Source organism: Streptomyces sp. LX-29 (assembly GCF_029541745.1).
Lineage (GTDB): Bacteria > Actinomycetota > Actinomycetes > Streptomycetales > Streptomycetaceae > Streptomyces.
Map to the genome: position 1 here is coordinate 8,123,324 of NZ_CP089746.1, position 17,862 is coordinate 8,141,185.

Consider the following 17,862-nt stretch of genomic DNA (forward strand, 5'->3'; position numbering starts at 1 on the left):
AGCGACGCCGCCGCTATGAGGCCCACGGAGTGGTCGGGATGGCCGACCACCGGTCCGCCAAGCCCGTCAGCGCGCACGGCCGGGTGGACCCGCTGGTGGTGGAGGCGATGCAGAAGGCGATCGCCGAGGCCGCCCGGGATTCCACCCGGACGGCGACCTACCTGTTCTGGAGGACCGGTCAGATCCTCGACGAGGATCACGGCCGGGGCTCGGTGGAGCTGCCGTCCCAGCGCAGTCTCTACCGGCTGCTGGAGAAACTGTCGGCGGGCAAGCACACCACCGGATCGGCCCGCACCCGCCGGTCGCTGGCGGACCGTCCCCACGGGCCGTTCGGCGAAAGAAGTGCGACGGCACCGGGCGAGCTCATGCAGATGGACTCCACCCCGCTGGACGTGCTGGTCCGCCTGGACGACGGGGTCCCCGCCCGAGTGGACCTGACCGGCATGATCGATGTCGCGACCAGAAGCCTCACCGCGGCGGTGCTGCGGCCGACAACCAAGTCCGTGGACGCCAGCGTGTTGCTGGCCCGCACCGTCACTCCCGAGCCGATGAGGCCCGGCTGGGCCCAGGCGCTGGCGATGTCACGCTCGGCGTTACCGTTCAGGCGGCTGCTGGACATTGACGCTCGAATGGAGCACGCCGCCGCCCGGCCAGTCATCGTCCCCGAGACCATCGTGGTCGACCAGGGGAAGGTGTTCATCTCCCGCAACTTCCGGGCCTCCTGCAACTTTTTGGGCATCAACTTCCAGCCAGTTCACGACGCCTCGGGCTGGGAGAAGGGCCATATCGAGCGGATGCTGGGGTCCGTCGGAACTCTGTTCGCCCAGTTCCTGGCCGGATACACCGGCTTCAACGCCGAACGCCGCGGCCGGCACGTCGAACAACAGCCGCTCTGGCCCTTGCTGGAGCTGCAGGAACTCCTGGACGAGTGGATCGTGGTCTGGCAGAGCCGGCCCCACGACGGACTGCGCGATCCCCTTCACCCCGGGCGGATGTTCAGCCCGAACGAGAAGTACGCCGCTCTCGTCGAGACGGCCGGCTATGTCCCGGTCGCGTTGTCGGCTGATGACTACATCGAGCTGCTGCCCGCGACCTGGCGGGCGATCAACGCCTACGGCGTGAAGATCAAGCACCGGACTTACGACGACCAGGCCCTCAACCCGCTGCGGCAGCAGCGGTCAGGCGTCAAGGACCGCAAGGATCTCTGGGAGATCCACTACGACCCCTACGACGTGTCCCGCATCTGGGTCCGTGACCACTGGAACGGCGGCTGGATCACCCTTTTCTGGAAACAACTGCACCGCGTTGCCGCCCCGTTCGGCGAACTGGCCTGGGACCACACCCGCCGCACCCTGCCCGGAGCGAGTGAGGAGCAACTCGCCGATGCCGTCGCCGACCTGCTGCGACGCGCCCATCAGGGATCCGCTGACCGTGGTGACCCAGGCACCAGGGCCAGGCTCAGCCGCCGGGACCGGCGCGTCGCAGCCCGCACCAAATCCAGTCCGCCCTCCACCCCAATCGCGCCCGAGGCTCCCCCTGCCGACCGCGTTGCTGACGGGGAAGCGGGCCAGGCCGACGACGCTCCCGAGGAGAACATCGCCAAGGTGATACCGATGCCGATCTTCGACCCGTTCACCGAAGCGGACAAGCGGTGGTGAGCCAGGAGCCAGGGCAGGGTGGGAATCCCACAGATGGGTACGGGCATCTGCAGCTGACCACCCTGCCGGGCTGGCGCGGGTTCGCCACCGAGATACCCGCAATGCCGGAGCTGCTGCCCGAGGCGATCTGGTCGGGTCTCGCGGACGACAAACGAGCCTGCTACGACGATGACCGCATCGACCACCACTCACGGTTGCTGGTGGTCCAGACTCCCACGATCCGCCAGGTCATCACCTCGGGCCGCCGCCTGATCCAAATGAACAAGAACGCCCACTACGGACGATGCGGCCTGATGGTCTCAGGCCCTGCCAGAACCGGCAAAACCACCGCGCTGACCCAGCTCGGCAAGACCGTCGAGGTGATCCACCGAAGGCGTCACCCGAACTCCTCCAGCGACATCCCGGTCATCTACATCACCGTCCCACCCGCCGCCACCCCCAAGATGATCGCGATGGAGTTCGCTCGGTTCTTCGACCTGCCGATCTCCACCAGGAGCAACATCACCGACATCGCCGACGCGGTCTGCGGCGTCAGTACGGACGCCCACGTGACCCTCGTCGCGGTCGACGAACTCCACAACCTCAACACCGCCACACGCGCCGGCGCCGAAGCCTCCGACACCCTGAAGTACTTCTCCGAACGCATCCCGGCCACCTTCGTCTATGCCGGAATCAGCCTGGAACGCACCGGACTGCTCTCCGGCCCTCGCGGAGAACAGATCGCCGGCCGGTTCGGCATGGTCCGCACCGGACCGTTCGGCCAGGACCAGCAGTGGACCGCGCTGATCGCAGCCCTGGAGGACAGCCTGAGGCTCCACCGCCACCGGCCCGGTGCCCTCACCCGACTCGACCGCTACCTGCACCAGCGCACCCACGGGATGATCGGAAGCCTGCTCTGGCTAATCCGCGGCGCCGCCATCAATGCCGTCCTGGACGGCACCGAGAAGATCACCAAGAAGAGCCTCGACACCGTCGACGCCGACTTCACTTCCCAATCCCCACGGCCACCCGCCACGTGATCAATACCCATGCTGCCCCGAGAACGAGCCGAGAGGATCCTCACCCTGCACGCGGCCGGATGGCCGGTGCAGGCCATCGCCGACCACATCGGCCACAGCCACCAAACCGTCCGCGACTACATCAACGGCCGGAGAACGCCAGGGACTCGGGCCCCACGGCCAAGCCTGCTCGCCGAACCCCTCGCCAGCTACTGCCGTCAGCGGCTCGCCGAAGATCCGCACCTGCGGACCAGCGTTCTGTTCAAAGAAGTAGCCGACCTCGGCTTCCAGGGAAGCCGAGCAACCTTCTATCGCGAACTGAAGCGCCGACACCGCCTGCTGGTCCCGGCGGACCGCCAGGAAACCAACTCGCAGGAGGAGCCTCCCCGGGCCCCATCCGGGATGTCCCGCACACTCACTCGCAGGCACGAGCGGACACCGGTGCTGCCACAGCGAGTCCCTCCGATCGCAGGAGAAACCCTCAACTCCTACCTGGCCCGCATCGCCCAGGCCAACCACCTCACCGCCATCGAGGTACTGGCAGTACTGCCCACCTGGTTCTCCACGAAGACCAACAACATCGACGACCGAGCCCAGCACCACATGCTCGCCCCCGCAGCCACCCACGCCCTGCACGAACTCGCTCACCTCACCAGCACCACTCCCGTCGGCCTGGCTCGCGCACTCCCCGCCTTCGGCACCGACGAAAGCCCCGTCCGGGCCACGACCGCCTGCCACCGGTGCACTGCCCGCCTCGGCATCCACCAGCCCGTCCCCGTCCACCTCCCGATTCACCACAAGGTCTGCACACGGCACGGAATCTGGCTCAGCGATCTCGGAGAACCCCACCTCGACCTCTCCATATGCCTCGAGATCACCACCGCCCAACACCGGGCGAACCGCCTCCTCCGCCGCTTCACACCCCAGCAGCTCACCCTCGCCCACCAGAGCGCGGTCGAAGCCGTCCCATCCTGGCCGGCCTCCCCAGCCACCGTCCCGCACCACTGGAGATACCGGCTCCTCGCACTGCAGACCCACAATCACCAACGCGGCGTCCCGACCGACCTCGACGCCTACACGCACGCAGCGATCTACCCCGACGCCCTCGAACTCGCCGCATCAGTGCTCGCCAAGCATCCTCGCGATCCAGCAAGATCCACTGGCGAGAGCTCTCCGCATCTCCGAACGACGGCACCCACGGTTCACGGCCACTTCGCCACTCAAGATTCCTCGTCGCAGGTCAGAGCGACCGCGTCAAGGACGACTCGGTGACACAGGACAAAAGGGCCGGGCCCGGGAGAGCTGACTGTGACCGGCAAGGCGGTCGTGCCGGTGAGACCGCTGCCGGCCAGCGTGATCACCTGGCCGTGAGTGGAGGGCCGGCTGCCCAGCGCGGCGGCGACATTCTGCGCAGCGCGAGGCGTGAGTCCCCGCACTGACCTGTGCGGAGGCGAGCACACGGAATAGGTGTCGGTCCCGTGGACGGCGAGGACCTCGGTCAGCGCGGCGGCCGCGGTCTCGGCCAACCCGTCTTTGCACCTGTGCCGCAGATGGTCCGGGATCTCGCTGCGCTCCGGTTCTCGGCGAAGTTGAAGAGGACACGCGAGAGCTTGTGGACCCTTAACCCGGTTAAGGGTCCACAAGCCAAGCGCTCACCCTCAGCTGCCTGCCGTCGACAGCCCAGGCGTTGTCGCGCTCGGGATAGACGGTGTCTCGGGTGGGGAGCTCTACCGCTGGTGGACAGCCGAACCGCGGGAGGGGAGAGCAAATGGGAACGGGCACGGTGATGCTGGTGGTGTTAGCCGTCTTGGGTGCGGGTGCCTTGGTTGGGGTCCTGGTCCGGGCCGGGCGTCGCGAGGCCGAGGCGGAGAAAGCCCGGCTGGCGGAGGAGGCGCGGGTCCAGGCCGTGCGGTCGATGGAAGCGGTATGGGCGATGGACCCCCTGGAGTTCGAGGAGTACGTCGCGGACCTCTGCCGCAGGGACGGCTGCACCGGGGTGCGCCGGGTTGGTGCCTCAAACGACCTGGGCGCCGATGTGATGGGCTGGCTGCCGGACGGGCGGAAGCTCGTGGTCCAGTGCAAGCGTTACGCCAAGCACCGTACCGTCGGCAGCCCGGACCTGCAGAAGTTCAACGGCACCGCCCGCAGTGAACACGAAGCGGACGTCCCGCTCTTTGTCGCCTCCTGCAAGTTCACCAAGCAGGCTCGGGCCTTCGCCGCCCGCCACGGCCTGGTCCTCGTCGACGTCGACCTTCTCGGCTTCTGGAACGGCGGCACGGCCCTGACTGCGCTCCTCGATCTGGACATCGGCCGGTCCGGTACCAACCGGAAGCTGACCCCGGACAGCTGAACCCTCATGCCGCTCAGTCGCGAAGATTGGTCCGAAGGGTTGGCCGTACTACTGCAACGGCGTTTTGGTCGGTGACGGCCACCGCCGGGCGGGTACGCCGCTGCGCGCCGCTCAGGACGAGGCCGGTGCCCCGGCCGGTTTGTGGACGGGCCGGGGCCTGGCCGCGGTCGGCCTCAAGGCCGGGGGCGTGGTGACCGAGCGGCAGGCCTAACTGCTCCTGGGGGAGGGCCGTCACCCAGACGCCGACCAGATCGAGCGCGAGCGCCTGAAGGGGCGGGTGACGATCCGGCGAAGGCGCGGCGGGTGACCGTGCTGGGCAGGGTCATCAAGCACAACCAGTCGCAGGAGACTGAGAAGGCCAAGGAGCGGACGCTCTGGCTGGCCATGGACTTGGTGTTCCGGGCGCCGTCGACGGCACAGATCGCGTGGGCGCTGCTCGGTGAGGAGCACCGCCTGGTGCTGGAGCTGTGCCAGGACATCGCCCGAGACAAGACGCTGGCGTGGTTGGAGGACTCGTTCGCGCAGGCTGTGCCGCTGAGGATGCCTGGGTGTCTGGGGGCCCTATGCCTTTGGTCAAGGAAAACGGGCGAGCGTTGGGTTGGTGAGCCGGGCAGCATGTCAGGGTGGCTGATCTGCTGTGGGGTGACGTGAAGTGCTTCTTCGACCCGGACTTGATGGGGTCGTTGCCGGACGTGCGCGTCCCGAATGCCTCGGTGGAGGACTGGCAGGCGGTCCTCGATCTTGTCGCGGAGAGCGGCTGGAAGTGTCGATATTCCGAGGGAGAGACGGTGCTTCCGGTGCCTCGGGCGGAGGCCGTGCTGTCCCGTCCGGCGGATTCCGAGCGCCCGGACCTGCGGGTCTGGCCGACTGCCGACGTGCTGGCGATCTTCCGTTTCCATGCCGACGATGAAGTCGACTTCGATGTCGACCTGCGGGAGTTGCAGGGCCAGGAGCGACTCGACGTGTTCTGCGGCTTCCTTCGGGAGATCGGGCGGCGGTTGGGCAAGCCGGTGCTGATGGATCCGGAGGGCGACTGGGGCCATCCGGTGCTCGGCTTCGATGTCGAGGCTGATCGAGTCGTTGTCCTCGCAGAGCCGCTGGTCAGGTGACTGCGGCCGACGGCTGGGGTTCGTATAGGGTGCCGTCGCGGAGCATGGCGAACAGGACGTCGGCCCATCGTCGGGCGAGGCAGAGCAGGGCCTGGGTGTGGTGCTCGCCCTGGGCGATCTTCTTGTCGTAGTAGGCCCGGGAGGCCGGGTCGCCCAGGGCGGCGAATGCGGAGAGGAAGAAAGCCCGTTTGAGCTGCTTGTTCGTCAAGGACGGCGGCTAGTGATCCGGCCAGGCTCGGGACGATCAGCGCGGCCGCGTCGGTGCCCGGAACGGTGACGGTCTGCTCGTCCAAGGCGTTGAAGATGTCGTCGACCAGCCGCTCGGCCATCCGCGGGGCCTTCGGCCGCAGCAGTGTGACCAGCCGCCGACGGCCCGCCTTGCGTATCTGTGCCGGGGATCCGAACCGGTCCAGCAGCGTGAGGACGGCCGGGTGCTGCAACCGTGGCCCCAGGACTCTCTCCAGCGAGGGGTGGATCTGGGGCAGCAGGCCGTGCAGCCTGTTGGCGACCCGGGTGGCCTCGCCAGCGAGGTCGCCGTCGAAGCCTACGATCATTTCCAGCTCGGCGATCGTCTCGTCCTCGCTGTCGATGGCCCGGAGCGTGTGGGGCATCGCGCGGGCGGCGTCGGCGATGATGAAGGCGTCCTTCGCGCCGGTCTTGGCCTCACTTGGGTAGAGGTCGGCGATCCACCGCATCGTCAGGCCGGGCAGGTAGGCGACAGCCGGCAGCAGCGGCGCTACAGGTGCGGCCCTGGATCTTCCCAGCTCATCCACCTCAGCCGTCTCATCAAGACCAGTCCGGCTTCGGCTGTAATGCCTGTGCCCAGGCGGGATATGAGGCACCCTGGCGGGTCAGGGCCGGGCGGCAGCGAGCAGCTGTTCCCGGAGATCTCGTACGGCCGGCTTCGATTCATGGGGTTGGGCTTCGCGGACGAGGTCGAGGAAGCGTCGGCGGACGCGGGCGGATTCGACGTGTGAGCCGATGCGGATGGCGCGCAGGCCGGTGGCGCAGGCGGCTTCGAGGTCGTCGACGACCAGGAGGGCGCGGGCGGCGGCGATGGCGTCGAAGGCGCTGGAGCGGGCGAAGTCGCGTTCGGCAGCGGCGGTGCTCAGCAGGTCCAGGGCGCTGGTGGCGTGTTGGGGCTGGCCGCTGCTGCGGGAGAGGAAGAGCAGGACTTCGCCGAGGGTGGAGCTCAGTTCCGCGTGGTCGAGGTAGGCGATGTACTCGGGCCGGTCCTCGACGGCATGCTCGTGGAAGATCTCCTGGGCGTGACGGACGCTGCGCAGGGCCTCAGGTGCCTCGCCCTGGAGGGCGGCGAAGCGGGCGGCCAGGGCGTAGAGGCCGGCGCGCAGGACGGGGTGGGCGTCGTTGCGGGTTCCGTACAGAGCCAGGGCGATGCAGTCGGAGGCGAGGTCGGGCCGGCCGAGGTAGCCCCAGATCCGGGCGAGGCACTGCAGCAGGTGTGAGGTGAGGTTGCGGTCCCCGCTTTCGCGGGCGGCGTGGACGGCCATGGTGAGGTAGCGGATGGCCGCAGGCCCCTGGGCGACGTCGTGGGACATCCAGCCGACGCAGCCGGCGAGGTCGGCGAGTTCGCGGAAGAGGAGCCGGCCGGTGGTCTCGGTGTAACGGCCGTCGCGGATGAGGCCCGTGGCCCAGGCCAGTTGCCCGGTGGCGGAGTGCAGAGTGCTGCCGCCGCCATGGCGGTTGTCCAGCTGCCGGAAGGCGCGGGTGTAGTCGGCGATCCGCGCGGCGTCTCCGGCGCCGAGCCGGGACCCGCGCGACTCGCTCACCCCAGGGAGGGTGTGGGAGGGGGCGTAGGCCCAGGTGTCTAGGCAGTGTCTGATGGCTCTTGGCCGGGATGGTGGATCTGTTGCCGTGCCGGGCAGGAGCCTGTCATGGTGCGTCGCCATGAACTGACGAACGCTCAGTGGGAACGTATCGCTCCGCTGCTGCCGGAGACCGGTGGGCCGGGCGGGCGGTGGGCGGACCACCGGAGGGTGGTCAATGGGGTCCTGTTCCGGACCCGGACCGGGATTCCCTGGCGTGACCTGCCCGAACGCTACGGCCCCTGGCAGACCGTGTACGAACGACACCGGCGCTGGTCGGCCGACGGCACGTGGGCGAGGATCCTGCGCGCGTTGCAGACCGGCGCCGACGCCAGTGCCCGGGACGCAGACGGCTCCTGGGCGGTCAACGCCGACTCCACCACCTGCCGGGCCCACCAGCACGCCGCCGGAGCCCGGCACCGGCCCCCGGTCGACCACCCGCAAAAAGGGGCGGGACCCGTGAGGACCCGGAGGGACGTGAGGCCCTGGGACACTCCCGGGGCGGGCTGACCAGCAAGGTCCATCTGCTGGCCGACGACCGGTGCCGACCCCTGGTCTGGCTGACTTCCCCCGGCCAGCGCAGGGACAGCCCGATGTTCATCCCGCTCATGCAGGCCCTTGCGGTCGCCCGCCCGGGACCCGCGCACCCGGCCGGACCGGGCCCGCGGTGACAAGGCGTACTCCAGCCGCGCCAACCGCGCCTACCTGCGACAACGCCACATCAAGGCGACCATCGCGCAACCGGAGGACCAGCGTGCAAACCGCAGACGGCGGGGCCGGGCGGGAGGCCGGCCACCGGCCTTCGAACACGAGCAGTACCGCCACCGGAACACGGTCGAACGCTGCGTCGGCAAGCTGAAACAACACCGGGCAGTGGCGACCAGGTACGACAAACGCGACTACGTGTTCCAAGGAACCCTGGCCACCGCAGCCATCGTCATCTGGCTCCGCGATCTCATCAAAGAGCCATCAGACACTGCCTAGCGCCGGCAGGAGCCGTTCGGGCTCGTACGGGATCGCCGGACGCGCCTGCTCCCCAGGGTGTGGGCTGGGCGTGGTGCTGGTTTGGGTGCCGTTGAGGAGCGCGGCGGAGGTCATGTGGGTCAGGTCGGTGAGGAGTTCGGTGGGCCCGCGGAAGCGGGTGAGGTCCTCAGAGTCTGCTTCTGCCAGCCCGAGGTCGGCTGCCGTCAGCCGCCGGCCGCACTTCGCGGAGAAGACGGCCGCGAGCAACTCGGGATGGGCGGGCGCGGCCTCTCGCCGCCCAGCCAGCGCCGTACCCGGGAACCATCGGGACGCACGTGCGGGTAGCCGGCCCGCCCTGCTTCCCGGGTGACAGCGGTGGCGAGGCCCTTCTTGGTGAAGTCGCATATGCGGAACCAGTAGGCGAATGCGCTCTCGCCCTGCTTCGGATCGGTCTGGGGAACACCGGACGGCATGGCGGCCTCCGCAGGAATGTCTGCGCTGGAACCCTCACCGGCGACAGTAGGGCACCACAGCTCAGCCTGGTAGCGCCCCCGGTGGTCCGCCCCCTTTCGCTTCCCCCGTCCCGCCCGCCTTGCGCTGGCCGAAAGCGCCGCGCACACGCCTCCTGCCTCCGCCCATCCGGCCCCGCCCACACTCCCAGCACGAACAGGCATGCAGGCCCACAGGTACAGCCCGAAGGCGTGCGACGACCGACAACCTGCCCACGGCTTCCAGCTGAGGGCGGGCAGCAGGGGAAGACCCCGTGGACGTCCCGTACATCGTCGTGGACCAGCTCACCCCGCAGCAGCTGCGGACGTGGAAGACCTACTTCGGTGACGTCGACCGGCCGTGGTACATCGAGGAAGGCATCTGGCGCCGCCCCAGGAGAAGGCCACCGCGGGCCCCTCCGGCTGGAGCGGCGAAGGCGACGCCCGCCGCCGGGTGATCCACTGCCGCTACCGGTACGGGTTGGTGCCGGACCACCGCCGCGCCCGCCATCGGGCTGAGGGACCTGTACCTCTACCACTCGGTCGCCGCGCCGCCGACGAGATCGCCGCACACGAAGCCGTCGTCCAGGCCGCGCTCGCGGCCGGCGGCTGGAAGCAGCAGCCCGGCGAGGGGAGGTTGACGGCTCCGGAAGGCCCTCATCCGCGCTCTTGCGGCACACCAGGTCGCCGTCCTGCGGGCCTTCCAGCGGGTAGGGAAGGAACTGGTTGTCGTGCCAGAAGCCCTCGGGGTCGAGGTAGACGACCTGCATGCCGCGCTCGCGGGCGCGGGCCTGGACCTTGCGACGGTCGGCGTGCAGCCCGACGACGAGCAGGCCCTTCGCGCCGTCGGCCCACTCGACGTCCGGTACGGCCTGGTCGTAGCGGCGCATGAAGCAATCCCCCACGCCAGCCCTCGCGGCGAGGACGTCGAAGTTGTGCGTGATCACCGGCCCGACCAAGTGCCCCTGGGCATCCCGCACGCCGCCGCGATGGCCACCCACACCGCATCGAGCCGCCTGCGCTTCACCACCGACATCACCGAGGCCGCCGCCTTCGCCGACGTTCACTTCCTCGCCGTCGGCACCCCCATCGACGCCGATGGCCGCAGCTACGACACCGGCCAGGTCTTCGGTGCCGCCCGCGCCCTGGCCCCGCACATGAGGCGGCCCTGCGTCATCATCGGCAAGTCCACCGTCACCGTCGGCACCACCCGCACCCTCGCCGCCCTCGTCGCCCGCCTCGCCCCTGCGGGAAGCGACGCTGAGGTCGTCTGGAACCCCGAGTTCCTGCGTGAGGGCCACGCCATCGACGACACCCTGCGCCCCGACCGCATCGTCGTCGGCGTTCCCTCCCCGCGCGCCGAGGACGTGGGGCGTAGGGTCTACGCGCCCCTGCTGGAGAACAAGGTCCCGCTGTTCGTCACGGACCCCGCCACAGCGGAGCTGATCAAGGGCGCGGCCAACGCCTACCTGGGCATGAAGATCTCCTTCATCAATGGCGTCGCTGACATGTGCGCCGCTGCCGGCGCCGACGTCCAGCAACTCACCGAAGCCATCGGCCTCGATCCGCGCATCGGCCGAGGTGGCCTGAACGCCGGCCCCGGCTACGGCGGCGGCTGCCTGCCCAAGGACGTCCGCGCGTTCACCGCCTCCGCCGAAGCCCTCGGCGCTCTCGACGCCGCATCCCTCCTGCGCGCCGCAGAGCACGTCAACGAATCGAGGCCCGCAGCCGCCCTGCGGCTCATCGAGGAGACCCTCGGCCGACCCGTCACGAGGGTGAAGGTCACGGTGTGTGTCGTTTAACCTCTGGCGTTTGGTGGGGGCGCGGCAAGGGTCACCTGGCCGGTCCAGGACTCGGGTTCCCGGGGCGGATCCCAAGTCACTTCGACGTCGACTTCGTGGAAGTCGTGCGCGAGTGCCACCACCATTGCGGCCGCAGCTGTGCGCGCCTCGGCTGGGTCGGCGTTGATCGGCACGTCGGCGAGACGCCCGCAGAGCATTCCGCCTTCCTCGGTGAGGACGCTGTGGCGCCAGCCTTCCGGCGTCGCCAGCAGGATGATGCCCTTCGGCCTGCCGAAGAAAGGCCGCTTCTTCGTCCGTTGTCGTCTCACCATGTAGCCATCCAACATTGTCGGCGCCTTGGCGGTTGAGGCAGCGGAGATTCAGGTGCTGCGGCGGGGTTTGGTCTCAACCTTGTGGTGGGCGGGGCGCCGGGTCGAAACGCCAGAGGAATGCCTGCCAGCAGCGGTCGACGTCGGGAGCACATGCGCCGGTCCGTGAGGACCACAGCCACACGGGCGGGGCCTCGCGTCCTTCGACAGGTGCTCGACCTTCAGCCGGATCAGCGTGCCCTCGATGACGGGGAGTTCGCCGTCGTGCTCCAGCCAGGCGGCCCGGTGAGTCAGCCGCGGGTGGACCCGGTCCCATGCCTGAGTCTCGGCCTTTCCGTAGTTCGCGGTCACGGTGAGCGTGATGACCGAGGGCTCGGGCCAGGTCTCCGGCCTGGCGAAGCGGAACTCGGGGCCGTGTTTGGGCGGGCGTCCGCCCTTGGGGTCGTAGACCCGGGGCGGTGTCGGCAGCCGCATGACACGGTCAGAGCGGACCCGGCCTACGAGCTCGACCGGCAGGTCACGCAGGACCCAGGCCAGGCGGGTGACGTCATAGCCGGCATCCGTCACGATGACGATTTCCGGGTCACCGGACCGCCACTGGCCTGCGGCGATGAGCCGTTCAACAACGCCGCGGAGCTGGGCTGCGGTGACGGCGGTCGCGTCGTCGGCGGGACCGAGATGAACGGCGTCCAGGATCGCGGTCCAGGGCGTGGCGCCCATCTCCAGCACGGCGACGAACGAGTATGGCCCCTCGGGGGTGAACTGCGAGGCCCTCTTCGCGCGGCCGTAGACGTGGCAGAACAACCGCTCCGCCGAGCACGGAGCATCCGACCGCAGCCACGGCGAGATGTCCACGGCCAACACGAGCCGACCGTCCAAAAACCGCGGAAGCGGCAAAGCAGCCAGTACCGTCCGCAGTCGTTTGGCATCGATCCGGCCGTGGTTGAGCCCGTCGTGCATCGCTCCGTGCCCTCGGCGGTGCTCGGGCAGCAGCGTCAGGTCCACCGCGGACCTCACCGCCCCGTCCGCACGCAACACCGCATCCGACAGCTCGAACAGTTCATCGCTCCGAGCGGTCAGACACTCGTAGAACTCACCCCGGAAACGTGACGCTCCCGCGAACGCTTCCTCCAGGGCGTCATCAGGAAGCAGACTCAACCTCACGGCCTTTGTTGTGATCACGTGTGCCCTTGGTCGGAGCGCATGATCAGGCGAAGGCCGCCTGCGCGTCTGGTGAATGTCCAGGTGAGCTACCTAGTTCGAGGCAGTGTTCGAGACCGGAGATTGAGACTGCCTACGATGACCGGATGGCGATGAAGCAGGTCTTGGAACGTGCGAGCGAGCTGGTGGGCGGCGATGCCTCCTCGGCCACGTGGTGTCGGTTGACAGCGCCCATCCCCACGCCTCCCAAGGAGGTCCATCAGGCGGCTGGTGGGGGGCGTTTGCGACACCGGCGCAGACTGCTGCCCTACATATTGGCGGGGAGTGGGCTGGTTCTGGCCTCTCCGCTGATCTTGCTCGCAGCACTTGACGCAACCTCGCCGGGCGAGATCAAGAAGGACCGTCGTAAGTGGAAGGCTGTCCGGGCACGCAAGGCTCAGCTGCTGCCCCCACTCGGCCTGGACCGTGCCTTCGACGGCAACTGGGACACCACCGCCGGTCAACTTCTCCTCACCTGGTACAGCCAGGCGCCCGATCGGGAAGTCTCATCGTGCCGACGGCGGAGAAGGTCTCGCTACTGGCCGTCCCATCCTGGTGGTGGTTCCGCGGGCGGCCCAAGACCCTACGCGTCGTGGCCGAATTTCCGGTTGGGGCAGCCCGCTGTGAGATCCCTGAGTTCGCGGATCACGACATCCCTTTCTTCTCGCTCCGCTTCCCGGATGGATCACGGCTCAGCCTCGAAGCCGAGAAGGGGGAACAGACCGTCCGTTTCCTCGCCACATGCCGGACCCTGGCCAAGCAGTGACCCGGACGACCGCGCCGCGCCGTGCTCAGCGCCCTGGCGGTCGGCAGTCCCGACGGTGGGCGCCTCAAGGCCAGCATGGGCCTGGGCTCACCTCAGGCGACAACGGAGGTTAGAGAACAAGCTGACTTGTTCTTTATGGTCTGACGCGCAGGGCCGGGATAGGGCTTGACCTCAAGTGAGGTTCAGGTTGGAGGCTTCTTCGTATGCCGCTGGCCGTAGGGCAGCGCAGCATTTCACACGTTGGAGGAAGTCTCATGCCGAGCAGTGCCGTTCCAAACTCCGCTCCCGCTGTGCCCGCCGCAACCTCGGACCACCGTTCCGGCCTCACCTGGTGGAAGGTGCTCGTCACCAGCGCGGTCGGCGCGGTCGTTGTCAATCTGATCGTTCTTGCCGTCGCCAAGCTGGCCGGTGCCTCGCTCATCGTCGTCGACGGCAGCGAAGAGCACCCGATCACGGTCGGGGGCGTCATCGGCGCCTCCGTCGTCCCGCTGGTCGTCGGGACGGGCGCTGCCCTCTTGATGGGCCTGTGGAAGCCGGTCTTCCTGCGGATCGCGCAGTACGTCGGTGGTGGGCTGGCAGTGTTGTCGGTTGCCGGCCCGCTGTCGTCCGGCGCCGACGGCGGCACCGTCGCAGCCCTGTCCCTCATGCACATCACCCTCGGCGTGGCGGTCGTCACCGCCCTGAAGCTCCACCGCCGAACGATGCCCCGAACGTGATCACCCGTATGGGGATTTCGGGGACGTGAACACGGCCTTCGCCTCCCTCAGCGGTTCCACAGGTGCGGACGCCCACTACCGGCGCCGCCGCGCGGGAGGGGTGCAGGCTCCGCGGCACCTGTTCAACCGATGCTCGGCCAGCTCCACCACTGCCTCCTGACACGGACCCTGTTCGATGAAGCGATCGCCTTCCCGGCAGAGCCCCAGCCAGCAGGAACGGCCACTGCGTGAACGGAACGGGGCGGCTTGTTCAGGGGCGGCAGGGGAGACGATCATTCGGCCATGAGACCCGAAGTGCTGACGTTCGTCGCCGACGGACCGCTTCCCGACTGGGACGCGAGCGAGGAAGAGATCGACCGGCGTCACCACCAGCTGGCGGCTATCTCCCGCCCCGTCACGTCCGAAGAGGCGGCCGCGCTGGCCACCTGCTTCGGCCCCGACGACTGCTACGGCGTCGCCTGGACGCTCGTGCACTTGATCGAGACGGCTCCCGGCCCGGTGCCGCAACTGGACGATCCGGGTCCGGAAGCCGGCGACTGGGCCGAAGTTCTGCGGGCGCGATGGGGCGGCTGAGTCGCCGCTTTCGGATCTTGCCCTTCCTTCGCCACCCCTGCCCCTCCGCTTGGACCATCGAGCGAACCAGAGGATGATGCCTGCGATGTGGGGTCTGGCGATCCTGGGCCTGTTGTTCCAGGGCTGATTGCCGCAGGACGCACAACGAGAACGTACGTACGAGAACACGAGAGAACGGAAGGGCACGCATGCGAGGGAGCGGCCGACCGGCGATCCGTCGCGTCACCACCGCGTTGATCGCCGGTGTGGCCGTAATGCTGTGCCTGGCCACGGGCTGCCAAGCATCATGGGCCGCCCCCGTACCGGCCACTGCGGACATGGTCCGCGGCCACTGGACCGGGGACTGCGGGGCCGTCGTCGACATTGCCGAGGACGGAACGTTCCGGTTCACGAACTTCCAGTCCGACGCCAGGGGAGAGGGACCCGAGCGGCCCGCCTGACCGGCGAGGCCCTGTATGACCATTTTGGTCAAGCGGGCGGCTTCGTTGTCAGGCCCCTCCGTACGCTGCTGTGAGGCGCGTGAGGTGGGAGGACAACGTGGCCCGCGACGGATTCAATCAGGGTGACCACGACACGTGGGCGAAGGGCTTGATCAAAGGCATGAACATGAGCCTGGAGCGGGCCGCCGGCAGAACCTCTCTCGTGTGCCGGTCCAGTTCCAAGCCTCGACCGTCGCCGGTTGCACTCGGATGCCTCCCGCCTGAGCGGCGAGGATGCTTATCGCAGGGGTGGCGGCCGTCGTCGCCCGTGAGCCCAACGCGTTGCACTGGACGCTTGGTGGGGCCGCGGAAGGTCCTGGCCCTGTTCCGCCCCATGTGTGGAAGTGGACAAGGACAGCCCGTCGGCCGTCGCCACTCAGATGATGGCCTACCGCGTCACGAGATCACGGACCAGGCGGTGGCCCTCGGGCCGCCACGGGCGGATCACGGCGGGCGGCGCGCCCAGCGGCACGGTGAACTCGTCGAGGCCCTCCGCGGCCGGTAACAGACGCGAACAGCATTTCCGGACCACGGGCGGAGTCCCCCCGTCTGACAAAGAGGAGCGCATCGTGCGGGAGATTGCCCTCTACCACCCGTACGTCCACGTCCGTGACGACCGGTGGCTCAAGACCGCAGCGCTGTACTGGCCCCGGCTGGCCCGGGTGGCCCCTACCGGATATCCACTGACCGACTCCGATACCGCCCTGATACTCGACGACGAGCTCGGTTTTATTGTCACGGTTTCACCAGATACTGCCGCCCAGGCGGTAGCCCCGCTCTTCCTCGAGCTGCTGCGCACCCAACAGGACCGCCTCGTAGCCGCACTAGGGGGTGCTCTCATCCGCGCCAGCATCGGTTACCCCGCAGACGCTCCCTACAGCGGCCAGTACCAGGGGCATCCCAGAGCTGCCACTCGACTGGCTGCAGTGCACTGGGAGGAGATGAACGCCGAATTACGTGAGGCGTTGTTTGATGCTGGGCTTGCTCTCGAGGCCGCCAGGGGTCGGCCCGCCGGCCCCGCCTTGCGTTGGATCGCCATGCACCCACGTCTGGCTTGGGCGTACAAGTGCGTTCTCACCGAGCAGGTCGCCGAGATAGGACAGTTCACACCCGCGACCGACCAGCAAGACGCTCACCTCTCGCCCCACGGATGGACCACCGAGCGCCTCCTCGCGGCACTAACCAGCACAGGCGCAGAGGACACATCACCGCCAGGCACCACACCACCCGACCCCACGCACTCGGTGGGTCTACTCGCGATCCGTACCGTCATCCCTCAGTGGGCGGTTCGTGACTCTTTGAGTGGATCTGCTGTCGCCTGATGGTGTGGCGGCGGGGCGGAATCTGCCGGTCCGCGGTTGGTGATCTGGTGATGTGACCGGGTGAGTGAACGCAAGCCGTATCCGAGTGACTTATCGGACGAGCAGTGGTCGTTGATCGAGCCGGTGATCACCGCGTGGAAGGACCGGCACCGTTCGGTCAGCGGCCACCAGGGTGCCTACGACATGCGGGAGATCGTGAACGCGATCCTTTACCAGGGGCGGACCGGCTGCCAGTGGGCCTATCTCCCGCACGACCTGCCGCCCAAGAGCGCGACCTACTACTACTTCGCCGCCTGGCGGGACGACGGGACCGACCAGGTCATCCATGAACTCCTGCGCTGCCAGGTCCGTGAACGCGCCCGACGATTAGAGGACCCGACCCTGGTGGTCCTGGACACCCAGAGTGTCCACGTGGCCGCCGGGGTCCCCGCCTCCACGAGCGGCCACGATCCGGCCAAGCGGGTGCCCGGCCGCAAGCGGGGTCTTGCCGTGGACGTCCTCGGCCTGGTCATCGCGGTCGTCGTCCTCGCCGCGAACACCCACGACAACGCCGCGGGCATCGTCCTGCTGGACCAGGTCGCCGAGCACGCCGGCGGAAGCGTCCGCAAAGCCCTGGTCGACCAGGGCTTCAAGAACCAGGTCGTCGAACACGGCGCCGGCCTGGGCATCGACGTCGAGATCGTCGCACGCAACCCGCAGGACAAGGGGTTCGTGCCGCAGCCGAAGCGGTGGAGGGTCGAGCAGACCTACGGGATCCTGATACTGCACCGGCGCCTGGTCCGCGACTACGAGCACCGCCCCTCCTCCTCCGCCTCCCGCGTCTACTGGGCGATGACCCACGTCATGACCCGACGCCTCACCGGCGCGAACGCCCCCACCTGGCGCACGGCGCAGGCGGTGGCAGCGTGAACATCCAGCCCCTGCTTGACGCCCTGGACCTCCAGGAAGACGCCGCCCGGGCCCTGGCCAACGACCTCCGCGCACAAATCAACGACCTGCAGACCCGGCTGCGGGAGGCCGAGATGCACCTGGAGCACCTCGCGATCACCCGCAAGACCATCACCGGCCTCGCCGACCGGCTCCCCGCATCCCCGCCGGAACTGCCCGAGCACCCGGACTACCCCCGCATCCTCGCCGCCTTCAACCACGCGACCGGGCCGCTACGGGCCAAGGACGTCTGCGAAGCCCTCGGCCACGAACTGCTGCCGAAGAACGTCGAAGGCACCCGCGCCAAGCTGAAACGCCTGGTCAAACTCGGGATCCTCACCGAGGCCGACACCGGCAACTTCGCCAGGAAGCAATAG

Annotated in this window: 17 protein-coding genes and 6 pseudogenes; 15 read left to right on the top strand and 8 right to left on the bottom strand. The window is 68.5% G+C overall.

The features are described from left to right. Nucleotides 1-107: 107 nt before the first annotated feature. Nucleotides 108-1,658 (top strand): Mu transposase C-terminal domain-containing protein, encoded by a 1,551-nt coding sequence (locus LRS74_RS33045; RefSeq protein WP_277744547.1) that lies wholly within the window; start codon nucleotides 108-110, stop codon nucleotides 1,656-1,658. After that, complete coding sequence (locus LRS74_RS33050; RefSeq protein WP_277738996.1) at nucleotides 1,655-2,677, top strand: TniB family NTP-binding protein; 1,023 nt, start codon at nucleotides 1,655-1,657, stop codon at nucleotides 2,675-2,677. The genes LRS74_RS33045 and LRS74_RS33050 overlap by 4 nt, the downstream gene beginning before the upstream one ends. Here the strand turns inward: LRS74_RS33050 and LRS74_RS33055 are convergent, their stop codons facing one another. Beyond that, nucleotides 2,678-2,989, bottom strand: a complete 312-nt coding sequence (locus LRS74_RS33055) for a hypothetical protein (RefSeq protein ID WP_277738997.1) — start codon at nucleotides 2,987-2,989, stop codon at nucleotides 2,678-2,680. Nucleotides 2,990-3,097: 108 nt separating this feature from the next. Here LRS74_RS33055 and LRS74_RS33060 point away from each other — a divergent pair, with 108 nt between their 5' ends. The 4 genes from LRS74_RS33060 to LRS74_RS33075 all read left to right on the top strand — a co-directional run bounded on the left by LRS74_RS33060 (nucleotide 3,098) and on the right by LRS74_RS33075 (nucleotide 6,115). Beyond that, nucleotides 3,098-3,928: a TniQ family protein gene (locus tag LRS74_RS33060; protein WP_277744466.1), complete on the top strand. Its 831-nt coding sequence runs from the start codon at nucleotides 3,098-3,100 to the stop codon at nucleotides 3,926-3,928. 496 nt (nucleotides 3,929-4,424) lie between these two features. Further along, nucleotides 4,425-5,006: a restriction endonuclease gene (locus tag LRS74_RS33065; protein WP_277744467.1), complete on the top strand. Its 582-nt coding sequence runs from the start codon at nucleotides 4,425-4,427 to the stop codon at nucleotides 5,004-5,006. Between the two features lie 303 nt (nucleotides 5,007-5,309). After that, nucleotides 5,310-5,657, top strand: coding sequence for a hypothetical protein (locus tag LRS74_RS33710; protein WP_347178183.1), 348 nt, complete (start codon nucleotides 5,310-5,312; stop codon nucleotides 5,655-5,657). Then, nucleotides 5,630-6,115: a hypothetical protein gene (locus tag LRS74_RS33075; RefSeq protein ID WP_277744468.1), complete on the top strand. Its 486-nt coding sequence runs from the start codon at nucleotides 5,630-5,632 to the stop codon at nucleotides 6,113-6,115. Before LRS74_RS33710 ends, LRS74_RS33075 begins: the two co-directional genes overlap by 28 nt. Here the strand turns inward: LRS74_RS33075 and LRS74_RS33080 are convergent. Next, nucleotides 6,108-6,834 (bottom strand): annotated as a pseudogene (locus tag LRS74_RS33080) (transposase); the annotation flags it as partial. The gene LRS74_RS33075 and the pseudogene LRS74_RS33080 sit on opposite strands and share 8 nt — an antisense overlap. A gap of 132 nt (nucleotides 6,835-6,966) precedes the next feature. Beyond that, a complete protein-coding gene (locus LRS74_RS33085) occupies nucleotides 6,967-7,905 on the bottom strand; it encodes a hypothetical protein (protein WP_277744469.1) in 939 nt (312 codons plus the stop codon). A gap of 105 nt (nucleotides 7,906-8,010) precedes the next feature. On the opposite strand from LRS74_RS33085, the pseudogene LRS74_RS33090 reads away from it, so the two are divergent. Next, nucleotides 8,011-8,925 (top strand): annotated as a pseudogene (locus LRS74_RS33090) (IS5 family transposase). On the opposite strand, the gene LRS74_RS33095 reads toward LRS74_RS33090, so the two are convergent. Continuing rightward, nucleotides 8,911-9,171 (bottom strand): hypothetical protein, encoded by a 261-nt coding sequence (locus LRS74_RS33095; RefSeq protein WP_277744470.1) that lies wholly within the window; start codon nucleotides 9,169-9,171, stop codon nucleotides 8,911-8,913. The pseudogene LRS74_RS33090 and the gene LRS74_RS33095 overlap by 15 nt on opposite strands. 496 nt (nucleotides 9,172-9,667) lie before the next feature. Here LRS74_RS33095 and LRS74_RS33100 point away from each other — a divergent pair, with 496 nt between their 5' ends. Further along, a complete protein-coding gene (locus tag LRS74_RS33100; protein WP_277744471.1) occupies nucleotides 9,668-9,850 on the top strand; it encodes a hypothetical protein in 183 nt (60 codons plus the stop codon). A 74-nt stretch (nucleotides 9,851-9,924) separates the two neighbouring features. Here the strand turns inward: LRS74_RS33100 and LRS74_RS33105 are convergent, their stop codons facing one another. Both LRS74_RS33105 and LRS74_RS33715 read right to left on the bottom strand, forming a co-directional pair. After that, nucleotides 9,925-10,053: a hypothetical protein gene (locus LRS74_RS33105; protein ID WP_277744473.1), complete on the bottom strand. Its 129-nt coding sequence runs from the start codon at nucleotides 10,051-10,053 to the stop codon at nucleotides 9,925-9,927. Next, a pseudogene (locus LRS74_RS33715) lies at nucleotides 10,040-10,372 on the bottom strand (hypothetical protein); the annotation flags it as partial. The gene LRS74_RS33105 and the pseudogene LRS74_RS33715, both read right to left, overlap by 14 nt. Nucleotides 10,373-10,381: 9 nt before the next feature. On the opposite strand from LRS74_RS33715, the pseudogene LRS74_RS33110 reads away from it, so the two are divergent. Continuing rightward, a pseudogene (locus tag LRS74_RS33110) lies at nucleotides 10,382-11,182 on the top strand (nucleotide sugar dehydrogenase); the annotation flags it as partial. An 8-nt stretch (nucleotides 11,183-11,190) separates the two neighbouring features. Here LRS74_RS33110 and LRS74_RS33115 read toward each other — a convergent pair. Both LRS74_RS33115 and LRS74_RS33120 read right to left on the bottom strand, forming a co-directional pair. Next, nucleotides 11,191-11,520, bottom strand: a complete 330-nt coding sequence (locus LRS74_RS33115; protein ID WP_277744475.1) for a hypothetical protein — start codon at nucleotides 11,518-11,520, stop codon at nucleotides 11,191-11,193. A gap of 85 nt (nucleotides 11,521-11,605) precedes the next feature. Next, nucleotides 11,606-12,660, bottom strand: a pseudogene (locus LRS74_RS33120) (transposase); the annotation flags it as partial. Nucleotides 12,661-13,758: 1,098 nt separating this feature from the next. Between LRS74_RS33120 and LRS74_RS33125 the strand changes: the two are divergent. From LRS74_RS33125 to LRS74_RS33150, 6 genes and pseudogenes are all read left to right on the top strand, one after another. Further along, nucleotides 13,759-14,184 (top strand): DUF6069 family protein, encoded by a 426-nt coding sequence (locus LRS74_RS33125; RefSeq protein WP_277744476.1) that lies wholly within the window; start codon nucleotides 13,759-13,761, stop codon nucleotides 14,182-14,184. Nucleotides 14,185-14,218: 34 nt separating this feature from the next. Beyond that, nucleotides 14,219-14,415 (top strand): annotated as a pseudogene (locus tag LRS74_RS33130) (IS110 family transposase); the annotation flags it as partial. Nucleotides 14,416-14,466: 51 nt separating this feature from the next. After that, complete coding sequence (locus tag LRS74_RS33135; protein WP_277744477.1) at nucleotides 14,467-14,757, top strand: hypothetical protein; 291 nt, start codon at nucleotides 14,467-14,469, stop codon at nucleotides 14,755-14,757. 1,048 nt (nucleotides 14,758-15,805) lie between these two features. Beyond that, nucleotides 15,806-16,558, top strand: coding sequence for a DUF6236 family protein (locus tag LRS74_RS33140; RefSeq protein WP_277744478.1), 753 nt, complete (start codon nucleotides 15,806-15,808; stop codon nucleotides 16,556-16,558). A 60-nt stretch (nucleotides 16,559-16,618) separates the two neighbouring features. Next, a complete protein-coding gene (locus LRS74_RS33145; protein ID WP_277741837.1) occupies nucleotides 16,619-17,467 on the top strand; it encodes an IS5 family transposase in 849 nt (282 codons plus the stop codon). Next, a complete protein-coding gene (locus LRS74_RS33150) occupies nucleotides 17,464-17,862 on the top strand; it encodes a hypothetical protein (RefSeq protein WP_277741838.1) in 399 nt (132 codons plus the stop codon). The genes LRS74_RS33145 and LRS74_RS33150 overlap by 4 nt, the downstream gene beginning before the upstream one ends.

What these genes read in the sequence shown, in the direction of transcription:
- LRS74_RS33045 (WP_277744547.1), top strand. Translation starts at nt 108, where the DNA reads ATGCAGAAGGCGATCGCCGAGGCCGCCCGGGATTCCACCCGGACGGCG.
- LRS74_RS33065 (WP_277744467.1), top strand. Translation starts at nt 4,425, where the DNA reads ATGGGAACGGGCACGGTGATGCTGGTGGTGTTAGCCGTCTTGGGTGCG.
- LRS74_RS33105 (WP_277744473.1), bottom strand. Translation starts at nt 10,053, where the DNA reads ATGAGGGCCTTCCGGAGCCGTCAACCTCCCCTCGCCGGGCTGCTGCTT.
- LRS74_RS33115 (WP_277744475.1), bottom strand. Translation starts at nt 11,520, where the DNA reads ATGTTGGATGGCTACATGGTGAGACGACAACGGACGAAGAAGCGGCCT.
- LRS74_RS33135 (WP_277744477.1), top strand. Translation starts at nt 14,467, where the DNA reads ATGAGACCCGAAGTGCTGACGTTCGTCGCCGACGGACCGCTTCCCGAC.